Origin of the sequence: Corynebacterium sp., from assembly GCF_030532965.1 — a bacterium.
GTDB lineage: Bacteria > Actinomycetota > Actinomycetes > Mycobacteriales > Mycobacteriaceae > Corynebacterium.
In genome coordinates this window covers 49,544-63,857 of record NZ_JAUNKC010000006.1, presented here as the reverse complement: position 1 = coordinate 63,857, position 14,314 = coordinate 49,544, and the positions used below count along the sequence as shown (strand labels likewise).

Sequence of the window (14,314 nt, the reverse complement as noted above, 5' to 3'; positions counted from 1 at the left end):
ACCCGGTATAAGGCGTGCCGAAACGCGAAAATTAGTGCAGTCGCCAGTCCTGGGGGACGAAACCGCTTGTGGGATCCACGCCAACGAGCGAGTCGCGCACCGCCACGAATTTCTCCGGAGGAGTTGGAAGCCAAATCAACGGCTGCTCAGAGGCAACTGCATCGATGTAGGTAGGAGTTGTCGCATCCTCACCATTGGAGAAAACGGAAGCTTCAATCGCAGCGTCGACCTCGAGAGCGGAAAAGGAACCCACATTAGCGCGGCCGGAGGTGGAAAGAATGTCCTCGCCTGTAGCCGCAATTGGGAATATCCATGCAACACTGTTTGTGAAAATCCCCAATTGCCAGGAGCATTCAACCACTTGCTCACATTCGGCAAGCATTTCAAACGGATTCTCGGTGGTTTTTAGCTGGAGTTTTATTCCTGCTGATTCAAAGTCTTTTTCCAGAATTGGGAAGATCTTGTCGCTGAAGATTCCGGTAGGCGCGGCAATTTCCAGAGCTAGTTCTTGCCCTGTTTCCGCTCCACCACCGCATTTATCAGCTTCACTGCAGTGGAATCTACCGCCGCGTTTTACCCAGCCGTTTTTCTCCAGTATTTTTTTCGCGCTCGTTGGATTATATGTCGACGAACATGGTTGATTGGGGTTCGTTGGAGTTGGCCCACATCCTGGGAGGGCGTGCCCGTTCCAGACTGTCTTGATAATTTTCTGCTGGTCGACAAGTTGTTGTATAACACTTCGGATATACATTTCCCCAATGAGGGGGTTGGTCATATTCGGCACCATATAGTTAATTGCATGCCCATACCGTGGCATGATCGTAAACCCAGCATCTCGTAGTTCGTTCAGAGCACCCGGATCGGTATTGGGGGGCAGTGTTTGGTAGTCGGCGGTGTGGTGCCGGTCGTTGGCGGCGCTCAGGATGACCGTCGGGATAGTGGGTTTATCGAGGCCGTCGTAATTGGGGTTGATGGTGAGCGTTGTGGTTTCCTGTACTGAGTGTGCTGCCATAACGTACGGCCCGTTGGTGGTCTTCCAGCGTGGTTGATTGGGGTTGGCAGCGTCGGCTGTGATGGCCTCGAGTAGTTCAGTGGGTGTGAGGGTATTGGTGGGGTTCCAAGCGTGTTGCGGCAGCGGGGTGATGCGGTTGAGTTGGTTCCCGATGAACCAGGTCGGATTGTAGGCTTGGTCGGCCGTGATGGTGAAGGTATCGTGGCTGAGAATCGTCAGTTCGGTGACGGTTTCTGGCAGGGTTTGTGCGGTGTTCGACAGTTGCCACCATAGTTCGATGTCGTTGGTGGTGATGGGGGTTTGGTCGGACCAGCTGCGGTTGTGGAGCGTGATGGTGTAGGTGGTTCCGTCGGGGCTAATGTCGGTGACGTTGCCGAGTGAGCGCACGGTGTCGAGGTGGTACCGGTTGGTGCTGTGTGGCAGGTAGCTAAAGAGCGGCTGGTACAGCAGCGTTGTTAGCGGGTGTGGTTGCTGTTCTAACGGGTTGATTGAGGCAAAGGGCTCCGTGGCAACTGTGATTGTGGTGGGTGTCGGAGCAGGTGAGGTTGGCTCGGGGCTGCACGCAGTCAAGGCAGCGAGGGCGGTACTTACGATAAAGATGGCGTGTTTTTTCATTGTCGGGGTTTGTCGCAGGTAGGGGTTTCTGGGTTTCGGTGGTTTGCCCATTGCACGAGGGCTTGGGTGATAGCCTCGGTGTATTTTTCGGCTCCGATATCCGTGGGATGTATTTCGTCGTCATGCAAAATGGCAGGGTCCGCCTGGGCTTTGCCACACCAATCGGCGATGTACAGGTTCGGGTATTCGGCGTGCGCGGTGCGGATGTTGTCGTGTGATTTAAGGATCCATGGTCGGTCGCCGAAGGGGGTGACGAGAATTGCGATGCGGTCGGGGCCGAGGATTGTCATTGTGGTTTCTACTGCATTGAGGTCAAGTTCTGCGTTGGTGCCGAAACCTAAGATGACGATCGGGTCGAGGGCATCTTTCGCGTCGAGACTTCTAAGAATGTCGGGGGCAGCATCGATATTGCGGGAAACCTGAGCATCGACGTGGATGTGTGGGTAGCGGCGTTTAAGGGCGTCGCTACTGGCTAGCATGACAGAATCCCCAATGGCGGTGAGCGCGGCGCTATCCGGAACGGGATGCGGGCCGGGACTTAGCTTGACGACGTTCGCCGGTCCCGCAGGTGCCGCAGTTGTTGTCGTTGCGGCTGCGGATAGTTCTTTAAGCTGCCGTTCCAGGGCGGTTTCGTTCGGGGATTGTATTATCGCAATTCCGGCCGTCATGAGCAGGGTTATACCGGTCCCGATGATTATCAATCTGGGTTTGGGGCGCAGTATGTTCCAAATGTGGCGATATCCGTGGCGTCGGATGGGGGTTTCTACCCAGGTGTAGCTGAGGTGCGCTAATGAAAGAGATGCAACCAGGGCGATGATTGACCGGACGGGATGGTGGGTCAGGGCGGTGATGATGACGTACACAGGCCAGTGCCATAAATAGAGGGAAAATGATATTTTTCCCAGCCACCGCGTGGACTTCGTATTGACGAAGGCATGGGCTGGTCCTTGTTGGTGCAGGATCGAATACAACAGCATCATCGTGAATAGGCTTGCTGCCAGAAGCCCACCTCGGTACGTGAATGCCGAGGTGTCGGGTGTGAAACACACTAAGGCTACCAATCCGATGAGCCCCACAATCCCCATCGCGGGGGCGTGCCGGGTAGGCGTTACCGGCCAGGAGTCGGTGTGGGGATCGGCGGAGGTGCTCGTCGTAAAGCAGGCTAGTAAAACCCCAATGAGGAGGCCGAAGGAGTGCGTGTCGGTGCCGTAATACACTCGGGTTGGGTCAAGCTCTGGGGAATAGAGGATCTGCATCGCGGCGTACGAGGCGCAGCATAAACCGGCGCTGGCCACAATCAACGCTGCACGAGACTGTCGAAGTAGCACCACCACGAGCAATGGGAAGAGCACATAGAATTGCTCCTCCACGGCCAGCGACCAATAGTGGGCGAAAATCTGAACCCCGAAATCGGCGAAATAGCTTTCGCTTCCGGCGATTTGCATCCAGTTGTTCACGAAAGCCAAAGTCCCAATGAATTGGGGTTTTAAGCCCACCGCCGGGTCGCCACCAACCAGCCCCGCTGCGGCGGTGCCTATCACCAGAACCACGATGGCGGCTGGCAGGATGCGCCGAGCCCGACGGAGCCAAAACAACCGCAGATCGATGCGGGAATTCACCGCGTATTCGCGCAGAAGCAGTGAGGTGATGAGGAAACCTGACAGGACGAAGAACATATCGACCCCGAGGAAACCACCGGGGGCGATGGTGCCAAAGAAGTGATAGAGAACCACCGAAAGTACTGCCAACCCCCGCAATCCGTCGATTGCGGATACTCGCCGCAATTGGGCTTTTCGCGGGGTCTGGGTTGTAGGTGGTTGAGCCACATCTAAAGCCACCGGTTACAATCCCCCTTTTAAACTGCCATGATTTTTCGTTACGTGCGGTTCTAGGTTAATTGGTCGTGTGGGAAAACCAGAATCTAGCACCACCTGTGGGTGTAGATGGGTATAGAGTTGGATTTCATGTTAATTATTCTGCCCCCGTCCGAAACCAAGGCCGCAGGTGGTACCGGTGCGCCACTTGATTTGTCCACGTTGTCGTTTCCCCAATTGAATGGGGTGCGGGAAGAGATCGCGGCGGATCTTATCGCGCTGCCTGAAGAAGAAGCCCTTGCCACATTGGGGATTTCCATAAAACTTAGTGCATTAATCGCCGTGAATCAGGAATTGTTCTCTGCGCCGACAATGCCAGCTATTTTCCGGTTCACCGGTGTGCTTTTCGACGCCCTCGATGCCACTTCCCTACCGCCATCAGCCTTGGAGCGACTAGCGGTGGGCGACGCGTTGTTTGGACTGCTAAAAGCCACCGACCAGATCCCCAATTATCGGCTTTCCGGTGGAACCAAGCTACCTATCGCAGGTTCTGGTGAGTCGGAAAAACCGCCAACGATGAAAAAGCGGTGGGGGTCGAAGATTTCCGAGGCGATCGCGGATTACCCGGGGCTTGTTGTTGATCTTCGCTCCGGCACGTACCAACAATTGGGAAAGGCGCCCGGCGCTGTCACAGTCCGGGTGGAGTCGGTGGCTGCTGATGGTAGTCGAAAAGTGGTGAGCCACTTCAATAAGCACTACAAAGGGCTGGTGGCGCGGGCATTGGCGTTAGCGGAGACTGCGCCAACGTCACTGTCGCAGGTGCGCACCGTTTTGGAGGAATCCGGCATGGTGATTGAATCGACGCCGGATTCGTTGGAATTGACGTTGGTGGTCGAAGCATAAACCAGGTACCAGATTAAAGCCCGGCAACATCCCCAATGATGTAGACAGCCGGCGGCACTATATGCTCGTGTTCTATGACGTCGGCGAGGCTTCCGAGGTCGCAGCGGAAGCTGCGCTGGCTTTCGGTGCTGCCTTCTTGCACCACGACGGCGGGGGTTTTGGGGCTGCGTCCGGCGTCGATAAGCGTCTGGGCGATGGGGCGGGCGTTTTTCACGCCCATGATCACGGCGAGGGTGCCGCCGGTTGCAGCTAGCGCTTCCCAGTTATTCAATGACAGCGGGTGGCCAGGCGGAACATGCCCGGAGATGACGGTGAAGCTGTGGACAATACCGCGTTGGGTAATCGGTACGCCTGCCATGGCGGGAACTGAGATCGCGCTGGTGACACCTGGGATTACTTCGCAGGCGATTCCGTGTTGCGCCAAATAAGTGAGTTCTTCGAATCCCCTACCAAAAACGTACGGGTCGCCGCCTTTAAGCCGCACGACTTTCTTCCCGGCTTGTGCGTGTTCAACGAGCAGATCGTTGATTTTTTCCTGGGCGACTTGTTTTCCGTACGGAAGTTTAGATACATCAATGAGTTGTTTGGTGGATAAGTCGCACAGTTTGTCGAGCTCAGTGGTTGGACCTAAGTGGTCGGCCAGAATCACATCGGCTTCGTTGAGGCGGTTCATGCCACGCACCGTGATCAGATCCCAGGCGCCGGGCCCGCCGCCGACGAGGCTGACAGTAGGGGGTGTAGTCATGGTGAATAAGCATATCGCCGTTAGAGTAAAACTATGAACCCGCATGTTGAGCTCAAGCACGACCTCGCCACTGCCCTGCCGTGGTTGGTGTCCCCGGCGCGACTGGCCGATTTTCCCCAATTGGAGGAGGTAGTCGTTAATTCCCCGCTGGGTCAGGATTTAAACCTCCCCATTGGGCATTTGCATAAGCTTTTGGTTATGCCTGGGCATGCGATGGCGTATTCCGGCCATCAATTTGGCCAGTTTGTTCCGCTATTGGGCGATGGCCGGGCTGTGTTGTTAGGCGAGGTTCCGGTTGAGGGTAGGTTGGTTGACCTGCATGTTAAGGGTTCCGGCCGCACGGTGTTTTCGCGTGGTGGTGACGGGTTGGCGCCGCTTGGGCCGATGTTGCGGGAGTTTTTGCTTTCGGAGGCGTTGCATGGATTGGGGGTTGCAACATCGCGGTCGTTGGCGGTGTTTCGTACCGGTGGCCAGGTGCAGCGTCGACAGGCGGAGCCGGGTGCGTTATTGGTGCGGGTTGCTGATTCGCATATTCGGGTTGGTTCCTTCCAGTTTGCTGCGTTGCGGGGTGTGGAGGAGGTTGCCGCATTGGCTGATTATGTGATTGCTCGTCATTTTCCGGGGGTTGATTATGTGGGCATGTTGTCGCAGATTGTGCGTCGTCAAGCGGTGACGGTTGCCAAATGGATGCGGTTTGGGTTTGTGCATGGGGTATTGAATTCGGATAATACGACCGTCTCGGGGGAAACGATTGATTTCGGGCCGTGTGCGTTCACGGATGTTTTTGATTCCGCGGCGGTGTTCAGTTCGATTGATGCTGCGGGCCGCTATCGGTTTGGTAATCAGCCAAGCATGGTGGGGTGGAATATTGCCCGGTTGGCGGAGTCGTTGATCCCGTTGATTGGGGTGACGGCTGCGGAAGAGGCGGTGCGGGAGTTCGGGCCGCGGTATCATCAGGCGTTTTATGGTGAGCTGGCGGCGGCGTTGGGGCTTCGGTGGGATGATTCTGCAGGCGCCGTGTCGGAGCTTATCGACGACTTCCTGGTGGTCATGCAGACCGAAGGCAAGGATATTACGCTCACGTTCCGCCAGTTGGCTGAGCACCATCAGTCATGCGACTTTGATCCGGGTTGGCTGAGGCGGTGGCGGGCATTCAACCCAGATTTAGCGCAGATGCAGCGGATTAATCCGGTGTATATTGCCCGGAATCATCTGGTGGAAAACGCCTTGTCGGATATGGCGGAGTTTCACAAGCTGTGGCAGGTATTGCGTAATCCCACTGTCCGGCGCCCCGGCTGTGAGCGGTTTGAACAGCCCACCCCGGAGGGGTTTGGGGATTACGTGACGTATTGCGGCACTTAGGCCTTAAGTTGCGCAGGCGGCGACAAAGCGTTGTATTGCGTCCGGGTGGGCCGCCGGGTGAGTGTGCAGGTAGGAGGCGTGAATCGTGCCGCCGACGAATCCTTCGGTGGTTGGGGTGCCGTCCCAGGTCCGCCAGCCCCAGGCGGGCAGGAAGCCGTCGGCTTCGGTGTTGGTAAGGGCTGTGTGGTGGAATTCGTGTCCAGTAATCCGTTGGCCAGCGGCATAGAGGACGGAGTCGGTTAGTGCGACTGCTTCGCGGTATCCCAGGGTCAGCCGTCGCCCCATGGCAGCGTGGGTGGGAATGATCCCGAGCATGGGGTGGGCATCAAGGCTAGAGAGAAGCCACAGTAGTCCGGCGCATTCGGCGTGGATGGGTTTGGCTTCGGCCACGTGTTGTTGGATTGCGCGGCGCAGATCAGTGCGGCTGGCTAAGGCTTCGACGTGTTCTTCTGGGAAACCGCCTGGGATGATAAGTCCATCGCAGTCCGGGAAGGGGTCGGTCAGCGGATCGAAGTGAACGACGGTGGCTCCGGCTGCACTCAGAAGTTCTTGGTGTTCTGCATATGCGAAGGTAAAGGCTTTGCCACCGGCGATGGCGATCGTGGGATGGTGGGTTGGTGTCACGTAGTTTTCTGGCTGCCATACAGGCCCGGTGTATGTGGTGCGCGCCAGGGATACGATGTGGTCGATGTCGCAGTGGGTTTCGACCAGTGCCGCCATCTGGTCAATGGCTTGGCTGGCTGCCCCGCCGTGTTCTTTGGCGGTAACCAGGCCAAGGTGCCTCGACGGTACGGCCACGTTGTCTTGACGCGGGATCGCCCCAACAACGGGGATTCCCTCGGCTTCGATGGCGTCGCGGCAGACGGCTGCGTGCCGCTCAGTGCCGATTTTATTGAGGATCACTCCGGCGATTCTCACCCCGGGACGTGCGGTGGCGAAGCCGCGCACTAACGGGCCTGCGGATTGACTCATTCCGCGCACATCGACAACAAGAAGCACTGGTAGACCCAGGATCTGGGCGATATCGGCGGTTGAGCCGTTGCCGTCGGGTATCCGGCCGTCGAAAAGCCCCATGACGCCTTCGACAACACCAATGTCGCAGCCGCGTGTCCCGTGGGCGTATAGCGGCCCGATCAGCTGCTCGCCGCACATGACAGCATCGAGGTTGCGTCCGGTTCTGCCTGCCGCAAGGCCATGGTAGCCGGGGTCGATGTAGTCGGGCCCTACTTTGAATGGTGCAACCGTCATGCGCCGCGCCAGTGCCGCGATCAGACCCGTGGTAATCGTTGTTTTTCCGGTGCCGGAAGCGGTGGCGGCGATCACAATTCCGGGGGATGCGGTTGGAGTGCGGGTGCTCATCGAATCTGTCATAGTGGTTTAAGCATAATCTTTTTGCCGAAGGGAACAGACATGGGTGTACGTGAGTTATCAGAGATTGTGGGCGATACGTCCATGCACAGGTGGCGCGGCCCGAACGTCTCCCGCGCGGTGCGGCAATCGCTTTTCGACGCCCTAGGCGCGGCGGCCGCTTCGGCGTTGTGTGATTTAGACGGTCTGGAATTAAGCGGTGATGCCCGCATTGACATTCCTGCCTGGGATCAATGGGATATTTACTGCTTTTCGGAGGAGATTGGTTCTCCAGCGCCGTTTCGGATTTTTGCCCACGCTGGCGGCGGCGACAGCTGGGCTTTCCATATCGACACGCAAACAGTGTTTTTTCTCGATCACGATGGCGCTGAAACCACAGTGGACATGGGTGTTGATGTTATAACCTTCATCCGGATTGCCGATCTTTGGGAGCGCTTAATAGAACGAGCAGATTGCGATGGCACCGAATTTGATGCCTTGGAATTTCACCGTGGCATTGAGCAACTCACTTACAGATCGGCCGAAGATTTTCCATGGCCCTATGGGTGATGATCACTCTGCGGGATTACGAATCTGTGTATGGTTCGGGGCGTGCCAGTCAACGTTGACGTTGTCTTTGGTTTCAATCCCCTGATCCGTTGGCATATGTGGAACCTTTGCGAAAATATTACGGCGCGCACGACCGGCGCGTAATTGTTGCTCAACCCGGTGCGCAATTAGCCCCAGCGCGTAATTAATCGCGATCATGATCGCCGCAACCACAATCAGCGACGCCAAATAGTTCCGATTGGTGGCAGACGACTGGATGCCTTGCCGCACAATTTCCACGAAACCAATCTGGTAACCCAACGCGGAATCCTTCAACGCGATGACGGCCTGGGCAATCAATGCAGGCAGCATCGCCGCAACCGCCTGCGGCAGCAGCACTTTCCACATCGTTTGATTATGGCTGAGCCCTAACGCCATAGCGGCTTCATTCTGGCCCTTCGGTAAATTCTTAATCCCGGACCGTACCACCTCAGCTATCACCGAGCCGTTATACAACGTAAGTGAAACGACCACCGCAGCAAAAGCCAGCTGTCTCGGCGGCACCACAGCGTAAACGGCAAACAGTTGGTAGCAGAAAATAATCAACAGCAATACCGGAATAGCCCGGAAAAACTCCACCACTACCCCACATCCCCAGCGAATAGCGCGGGTCTTGGCTAATCTGCCTAATCCAAGAGCGACACCGACGATAACAGCCAAAACGATGGACACGAACGCCGACTTTAACGTTCCTACTAGGCCAGGTATGAGGTAGGTTTTCCAAGTGTTTGCGGAAATAAACGGCTGCCATTTATCTGGTGCCAATTGCCCAGCCTCGTATAGCGTTCGCGCCACCCAGGCTACCAGCAGGATTCCGCACATAATGACGGTGATCGACAGTATCGCGTTTCGACGCCTCCCTTTCGGCCCGGGCGTGTCATATAAAACCGTGGCTCGAGTCTGACTCATTAGTGTTTCACCGCCAACCGTTCGGAAATCCGACCCAAGCCGAGCCCCATCGGCAGAGTCAGAACCATGAAGCCGACCGCAAAACAGCCGAAAATAATCCACAATTGCGCCGCATGGTTCTCGATGACTTCTTTCATCAACAACGACGCCTCCGCGACCCCGATCACTGAGGCCACCGTCGTATTCTTCGTCAACGCAATCAACGTATTACCTAACGGCACAATCGCAGCACGCAGCGCCTGTGGAAAAACAATGGTGCGAAACGACTGGAAAAACGTCAAGCCCAACGACCGGGCCGCCTCCGCCTGCCCAAAACTGACGGTATTAATCCCCGACCGCAACGACTCCGCGACGAACGCTGAGGTGTATAACACGAACCCCAGCGCAGCGAGACGGAAATTATTATCAGCCAAAAACGTCGGCGACTGTCGATCCGCCAATTGCAAACCTAAACTTTGGTACAGCCCAAAGGAACAAAACAAGATGACCAAAGTCAACGGGGTATTGCGAACCGTCGTGATATAACCAGACGCAACCCGGCGTAACACCCCAATTGGAGACACCCGCATCGCAACCAGCACCGTGCCCAGCACTAACGATCCCACTGCAGCGATAACCGTCAGTTTCACCGTAACTAGAAATGCTGGACCAATCGCAGGCCCAAGCTGCGACCACATAGCCTCCATTGCCTGCTCCTTTTATTTGATAAACGACAAATCACCAGGTGTTGCTTGAGTAACCCCGGCAGCTGAGTCGCCCAGATTTTTCGCCACAATCGCATCAAATTCCCCGGAGTCATACATCTCGGTCAGCGCCGCATTAATTGCAGTCGTAGCCTCCGCATCCCCCTTGGCCACTCCGATACCATAATGCTCATTGGTAAACGGTTGCCCGTCCTTTTCCATCTCTACAACTTTAAACGCGCCAGGGTCCTGTTGCGAATACCCGTTGAGGATCGTGGCGTCAGTGGTCAAAGCATCCACGTTCTTTTGCCGCAATGCTTCCACACAGGAAGAATATGTATCGTATTCCTGGAGCTGAACGTCCGGCAACGCCTCTTTAACCTTTTGCGCTGGGGTGGAACCCGAAACCGAACACAAGATCTTACCGCCAGAAAGGTCCTCTAATTTCGTGATATTAGAGTCATCGGACCGCACCAAAAGCGCTTGATGTGTCAGAAGATACGGCCCACCGAAATCCACCGACTCGGCCCGCGACTTGTTAATGGAATAGGTGGCCACGATCATGTCCACCTCGCCGTTATTAATCAGCGTTTCGCGCTGCGCTGATGGGGTTTCCCGCCAAGTAATGGCAGGTTCTGCCCACCCCTTTTCCTTCGCAATATGATTAACCACATAGGTTGCTACGTCGACGTCAAGACCCGACATTGACCCGTCCGCCTCTTTCAAACCCAAACCTGGCTGATCATATTTAGTACCCAAGGTCACCGTGCCGGATTCAATCCCGGCCAAGAGCCCCTGCCCAGCGCCGCCGCCACCGCAAGCAACCATCGCTGCAGAACACGCCACGACGCTGAAACCTAAGGCGATAACTTTTCCAAGACCTGTTTTCATTTCCTACTCCGTTATCTTCATAGCTAATGTGCAAGAATTTTCGATAAAAAGTCGCGGGCACGGTCGGTGCGCGGCTGCCGAAAAAACTCTTGCGGCAGGCTGTCCTCGACAATTGCCCCCTCGTCCATAAACAACACCCGGTCGGCCGCGCGCCGGGCGAAACCCATTTCGTGGGTGACGCACACCATCGTCATTCCAGCACCTGCGAGATCGGACATGACGTCGAGGACTTCATTGACCATTTCCGGGTCGAGTGCAGAGGTGGGCTCGTCGAAAAGCATCACCTTTGGTTGCATCGCCAATGCCCGCGCGATCGCCACGCGCTGTTGCTGACCGCCGGAAAGCTGCGCCGGGTATTTTTCTGCCTGATCGGCAATCCCCACCCGTTCTAGCAGCTCCATGGCGAGCGACACCGCGGCGGATTTTTCCAGCTTCCGTACCTTTATCGGCCCCAGGGTGACGTTGTCCCGGATGCTCATGTGCGGAAACAAATTGAATTGTTGAAACACCATTCCCACATCGGACCGCAAGCTCGCCAACGCTTTTCCTTCTTCGGGCAGCGCTTCGCCGTCGATGAATATCGTGCCGCTATCTATCGTTTCCAGCCGGTTGATGGTGCGGCACAGGGTGGATTTGCCGGAACCGGACGGACCTAGAATTACTACAACCTGACCGCGCGGAATGGAAAGGTTGATGTTTTTCAACGCGTGAAAGTCACCGAAGTACTTGTCTACTTCGGTGAAAACGATCATCGGCTGCCCCGCACCAGATTGTGGTACAGCACCCACCATGCCATTAAATGTGTCCTGCGTCATATTTTCGACTATACCGAAAAACACGCAACCCCAACAGGACTTATTTATGGATATAGATTTAAAAATAGGTGGCGTGCAGAAGAAAAATACACGCCACCTATCGATTTAGGGTGAATTAGCCCCTACCATTCAATCCCTTTTTGCCCCTTGCGTCCCACATCCATCGGGTGCTTAATCTTGGTCATCTCGGTGACCAAGTCAGCAACCTCAATGAGTTTTGGATCCGCGTCTCGACCAGTCATCACGACGTGTTGAACACCCGGACGATTTCGAAGCGTTTCCACAACATCGTCGACATCAATCCACCCCCACTTGATCGGGTACGTGAATTCATCAAGAACGTAGAAATCATGCGCTTGATCCGCTAGCCGACGCTTGATCTCCTGCCATCCCTCGTGGGCATCGCGGGCGTGGTCTTCCTCCGAACCCGCTTTCTTTGACCAAGACCACCCCTCGCCCATCTTGTGCCATTCGACGGCGCCGCCCTCGCCGGTTTCGTCATGCACCTGCCCCAGGCGCTTGAACACGGTTTCCTCCCCCACTTTCCACTTCGCGGATTTCACGAATTGGAACACGCCAATATTCATCCCCTGGTTCCATGCGCGCAGCGCCATACCAAATGCTGCGGTTGATTTCCCCTTCCCCGGGCCCGTGTGCACAGCGGTAATCGGCAATAACCGACGCTGCCGGGTGGTTAGCCCATCATCTGGGATATTTGCTGGATCTACTTTTCCCTTAGGCAACTTGTTCTCCTTTTAATTACATTTATAAGCTAAAACGCATCGATGACGCCGGTGACTGACTCGGCATCAAGCTCGGCTAGCTGCAAACACACCGCGCCCATATTATTCGCTAATTCACGCGCCAACCCCAATCTAACCCGCCCGGCAGTCTCGCAATCGATCACGATGCAACCCGCCAACCCGCGTTGGGCGATCACACCCGCAACAGAATGCAGTCTCGCGAGACCGCCTGCCCCGGTTGCCCGACCATCAGATAACACGACCAAAAGCGCGCGTCTACCTGGTTCACGGCGGTGCTCCCGCTCGATCACGTCTTGCGCCAGCTGAAGCCCTTCCGCCAGTGGCGTGCGACCACCAGTGTGTACCGTGGCCAACCGCCGGTGGGCGACGTCAATGCTGCCGGTCGGCGGTAGGATAAGTTCCGGCTGCGCACCTCTGACACTGATCACCGCAACCCGATCGCGGCGCTGGTAGGCGTCGCCAAGCAGCGAATGGACCGCTCCGGTAACCGCCGCCAGCCGGTCTTTTCCCGCCATGGAGCCGGAAGCATCGACCACGAAAACAATGAGATTGGATTCTTTTCCACGTAGCACCGCGCCCCGTAAGTCCGCAGGCTGAAACTGAATGATGCCGTCTTCCACCCGGGCACCGCGTTCAGCAGCCGCCCGAACCGTGCCAACCACATGAACGCCACGCCCGTCAGACACCGCCCGGACCGGAGTCCCGGTTCTCGTCACCGCTGGTGCCCTGCGCCCCGGCGCGGCTTCGCCTGCGGAGTTCCTCCCGCTACGGCGCAGTTGCCGGACGGCGAAAGGGTGCGCCTTGTTCGGCGTTACCTACCTCTCCATCGGTTGTAGGTTGGGTTTCTGTTGGGTCGTCGTTCTCGGATGGTGGCGTAGTGGAAGTTTCTTCGACTTCAGCCTCGTTGTCGGGGTGTTCGTTTCGGGCTTGGTCGAGTGCATCGTCGAGCTCTTGCTGATCAATCCCTGGCTCATCGAATGGGTTGCGTCGCTTTCGGTGCGGCAATGCCAATTCGGCTGCTACTTTGATGTCTTCGTCGGTGACCTCAGTGCGGTGTTGCCATGCCGCGTGTGCGCAGGCGGTGCGGGCAATGACGAGGTCCGCCCGCATGCCGTCGACGTCGAAGCTAGCGCACACATGGGCAATCCGACCGAGGTTCACATCAGATAATTCGACCTGCGGTAGTAGTTCTTTCGCCTGCCTAATGCGTTCTGCTACTTCGTTGTCTTTGTCTGCCCACTGCGCGACGAATGCTGCGGGATCGTGTTCGAATGCCAGCCGCCGCCGGATAATGTCGGCGCGAATGTCAACATCGCGGGAACCACTGACTTCGACGGATAGCCCGAAGCGATCCAGAAGCTGAGGCCGCAGTTCCCCTTCTTCCGGGTTCATTGTTCCCACCAAGACGAAACTTGCTTCGGCAGAGTGTGAGATGCCGTCTCGTTCGATGGTGACAACGCCGGTTGCCGCCGCATCCAATAGTGCGTCGATGAGGTGGTCGGCCAGGAGGTTGACTTCGTCAACGTAAAGCACTCCGTTATTGGCCTGGGCGAGCAATCCAGGTTTGTAGGTGGCACGCCCTGTGGTGAGTACGGTTTCTAGATCTAATGCCCCTACTACCCGGTCTTCGGTTGCGCCGATTGGCAGATTGACCAGCGGGGCGCCGTCGAGAAGCTTTGCGAAAGCCCGTACGGTTGTTGTTTTCGCGGTGCCTTTTTCGCCGCGGATAACGACACCGCCAATCCGAGGCGAGACGGCCGTTAAGATTAAAGCAAGGCGTAATTGGTCTTGTCCCACCACTGCTGAAAATGGAAATGATTGTGGCACTATCGACGTCATGACTTT

At 56.4% G+C, this 14,314-nt stretch carries 14 protein-coding genes; 3 read left to right on the top strand and 11 right to left on the bottom strand.

The genetic code is table 11. The annotated features are described in order from the left end of the window. Window positions 1–31: 31 nt before the first annotated feature. Window positions 32–1,627, bottom strand: a complete 1,596-nt coding sequence (locus tag Q4D85_RS04545) for an ABC transporter substrate-binding protein (protein WP_303198520.1) — start codon at window positions 1,625–1,627, stop codon at window positions 32–34. Further along, the gene (locus Q4D85_RS04540; protein ID WP_303198519.1) at window positions 1,624–3,465 is read right to left on the bottom strand and encodes an acyltransferase family protein; all 1,842 of its coding nucleotides are present in this window, start codon (window positions 3,463–3,465) and stop codon (window positions 1,624–1,626) included. The genes Q4D85_RS04545 and Q4D85_RS04540 overlap by 4 nt, the downstream gene beginning before the upstream one ends. A 126-nt stretch (window positions 3,466–3,591) precedes the next feature. Between Q4D85_RS04540 and yaaA the strand changes: the two genes are divergently transcribed. Beyond that, window positions 3,592–4,344 (top strand): peroxide stress protein YaaA, encoded by a 753-nt coding sequence (yaaA, locus tag Q4D85_RS04535; RefSeq protein ID WP_303198518.1) that lies wholly within the window; start codon window positions 3,592–3,594, stop codon window positions 4,342–4,344. Between the two features lie 13 nt (window positions 4,345–4,357). On the opposite strand, the gene cobA is transcribed toward yaaA, so the two are convergent. Beyond that, complete coding sequence (cobA, locus tag Q4D85_RS04530; protein WP_303198516.1) at window positions 4,358–5,089, bottom strand: uroporphyrinogen-III C-methyltransferase; 732 nt, start codon at window positions 5,087–5,089, stop codon at window positions 4,358–4,360. A gap of 33 nt (window positions 5,090–5,122) precedes the next feature. Here cobA and Q4D85_RS04525 point away from each other — a divergent pair, with 33 nt between their 5' ends. After that, a complete protein-coding gene (locus tag Q4D85_RS04525; protein ID WP_303198514.1) occupies window positions 5,123–6,451 on the top strand; it encodes a YdiU family protein in 1,329 nt (442 codons plus the stop codon). A gap of 3 nt (window positions 6,452–6,454) precedes the next feature. On the opposite strand, the gene Q4D85_RS04520 is transcribed toward Q4D85_RS04525, so the two are convergent. Beyond that, window positions 6,455–7,810 carry a cobyrinate a,c-diamide synthase gene (locus Q4D85_RS04520; RefSeq protein ID WP_303198513.1) on the bottom strand — a complete coding sequence of 452 codons (1,356 nt, stop codon included), beginning with the start codon at window positions 7,808–7,810 and terminating at the stop codon, window positions 6,455–6,457. 51 nt (window positions 7,811–7,861) lie between these two features. Between Q4D85_RS04520 and Q4D85_RS04515 the strand changes: the two genes are divergently transcribed. Further along, the gene (locus tag Q4D85_RS04515) at window positions 7,862–8,368 is read left to right on the top strand and encodes a hypothetical protein (protein ID WP_303198512.1); all 507 of its coding nucleotides are present in this window, start codon (window positions 7,862–7,864) and stop codon (window positions 8,366–8,368) included. Window positions 8,369–8,371: 3 nt separating this feature from the next. On the opposite strand, the gene Q4D85_RS04510 is transcribed toward Q4D85_RS04515, so the two are convergent. The 7 genes from Q4D85_RS04510 to Q4D85_RS04480 all read right to left on the bottom strand — a co-directional run bounded on the left by Q4D85_RS04510 (window position 8,372) and on the right by Q4D85_RS04480 (window position 14,308). Continuing rightward, window positions 8,372–9,316, bottom strand: a complete 945-nt coding sequence (locus tag Q4D85_RS04510; protein WP_303198511.1) for an amino acid ABC transporter permease — start codon at window positions 9,314–9,316, stop codon at window positions 8,372–8,374. Next, on the bottom strand, window positions 9,316–10,002 hold the full coding sequence (locus Q4D85_RS04505) for an amino acid ABC transporter permease (protein WP_303198509.1): 687 nt from the start codon (window positions 10,000–10,002) through the stop codon (window positions 9,316–9,318). Before Q4D85_RS04505 ends, Q4D85_RS04510 begins: the two co-directional genes overlap by 1 nt. A gap of 12 nt (window positions 10,003–10,014) precedes the next feature. Beyond that, window positions 10,015–10,890, bottom strand: coding sequence for a glutamate ABC transporter substrate-binding protein (locus Q4D85_RS04500; protein WP_303198507.1), 876 nt, complete (start codon window positions 10,888–10,890; stop codon window positions 10,015–10,017). Window positions 10,891–10,913: 23 nt separating this feature from the next. Further along, the gene (locus tag Q4D85_RS04495) at window positions 10,914–11,642 is read right to left on the bottom strand and encodes an amino acid ABC transporter ATP-binding protein (protein WP_303198604.1); all 729 of its coding nucleotides are present in this window, start codon (window positions 11,640–11,642) and stop codon (window positions 10,914–10,916) included. Window positions 11,643–11,827: 185 nt separating this feature from the next. Then, complete coding sequence (gene cobO, locus Q4D85_RS04490) at window positions 11,828–12,448, bottom strand: cob(I)yrinic acid a,c-diamide adenosyltransferase (RefSeq protein ID WP_303198506.1); 621 nt, start codon at window positions 12,446–12,448, stop codon at window positions 11,828–11,830. A gap of 29 nt (window positions 12,449–12,477) precedes the next feature. Continuing rightward, window positions 12,478–13,245 carry a VWA domain-containing protein gene (locus Q4D85_RS04485; protein WP_303198602.1) on the bottom strand — a complete coding sequence of 256 codons (768 nt, stop codon included), beginning with the start codon at window positions 13,243–13,245 and terminating at the stop codon, window positions 12,478–12,480. Then, window positions 13,235–14,308: an ATP-binding protein gene (locus Q4D85_RS04480; RefSeq protein WP_303198504.1), complete on the bottom strand. Its 1,074-nt coding sequence runs from the start codon at window positions 14,306–14,308 to the stop codon at window positions 13,235–13,237. Before Q4D85_RS04480 ends, Q4D85_RS04485 begins: the two co-directional genes overlap by 11 nt. Window positions 14,309–14,314: the final 6 nt, after the last annotated feature.

Bases quoted from the DNA above. Each gene is read 5' to 3' on its own strand.
- Q4D85_RS04545 (WP_303198520.1), bottom strand. From the start codon at position 1,627: ATGAAAAAACACGCCATCTTTATCGTAAGTACCGCCCTCGCTGCCTTG.
- Q4D85_RS04510 (WP_303198511.1), bottom strand. From the start codon at position 9,316: ATGAGTCAGACTCGAGCCACGGTTTTATATGACACGCCCGGGCCGAAA.
- Q4D85_RS04480 (WP_303198504.1), bottom strand. From the start codon at position 14,308: ATGACGTCGATAGTGCCACAATCATTTCCATTTTCAGCAGTGGTGGGA.
- Q4D85_RS04505 (WP_303198509.1), bottom strand. From the start codon at position 10,002: ATGGAGGCTATGTGGTCGCAGCTTGGGCCTGCGATTGGTCCAGCATTT.
- Q4D85_RS04495 (WP_303198604.1), bottom strand. From the start codon at position 11,642: ATGATCGTTTTCACCGAAGTAGACAAGTACTTCGGTGACTTTCACGCG.
- Q4D85_RS04515 (WP_303198512.1), top strand. From the start codon at position 7,862: ATGGGTGTACGTGAGTTATCAGAGATTGTGGGCGATACGTCCATGCAC.
- Q4D85_RS04500 (WP_303198507.1), bottom strand. From the start codon at position 10,890: ATGAAAACAGGTCTTGGAAAAGTTATCGCCTTAGGTTTCAGCGTCGTG.
- yaaA (WP_303198518.1), top strand. From the start codon at position 3,592: ATGTTAATTATTCTGCCCCCGTCCGAAACCAAGGCCGCAGGTGGTACC.
- cobA (WP_303198516.1), bottom strand. From the start codon at position 5,089: ATGACTACACCCCCTACTGTCAGCCTCGTCGGCGGCGGGCCCGGCGCC.
- Q4D85_RS04525 (WP_303198514.1), top strand. From the start codon at position 5,123: ATGAACCCGCATGTTGAGCTCAAGCACGACCTCGCCACTGCCCTGCCG.
- Q4D85_RS04520 (WP_303198513.1), bottom strand. From the start codon at position 7,810: ATGAGCACCCGCACTCCAACCGCATCCCCCGGAATTGTGATCGCCGCC.